Here is a 414-nt window from a genome sequence, read left to right as displayed (position 1 = left end):
ACTGTTACCTAGTTTTGAGAGAACAATCTCTTGTCTGGTGGCGATAGCGAAGAGGTCACACCCGTTCCCATACCGAACACGGAAGTTAAGCTCTTTAGCGCCAATGGTAGTTGGGACTTTGTCCCTGTGAGAGTAGGACGTTGCCAGGCAATAAATAAGACCCCTTATGAGTCTCTTGTAAAAGAGCATAGGGGTTTTTTATTTGAAATATTCTATCATAAGTAATGAAAATAACGCTTATTAACGCGCTTATATAGATTTTTTTGGAGGATTAGCTCAGCTGGGAGAGCACCTGCCTTACAAGCAGGGGGTCGGCGGTTCGATCCCGTCATCCTCCACCACCGTGCCGGTGTAGCTCAACTGGTAGAGCAACTGACTTGTAATCAGTAGGTTGGGGGTTCAAGTCCTCTTGCC

At 46.4% G+C, this 414-nt stretch carries 1 tRNA gene and 1 rRNA gene; both read left to right on the top strand.

What is annotated here, in order from left to right:
- Positions 1 to 33: 33 nt before the first annotated feature.
- A 5S ribosomal RNA gene (rrf, locus tag AC1D0Y_RS29800) occupies positions 34 to 149 on the top strand.
- A gap of 116 nt (positions 150 to 265) precedes the next feature.
- Positions 266 to 341: transfer RNA gene (locus tag AC1D0Y_RS29795), tRNA-Val, on the top strand.
- The last annotated feature ends 73 nt before the right edge of the window (positions 342 to 414 follow it).

Source organism: Priestia sp. P1_B12_1 (genome assembly GCF_056406695.1).
This window is presented reverse-complemented; position numbering and strand designations above follow the sequence as displayed.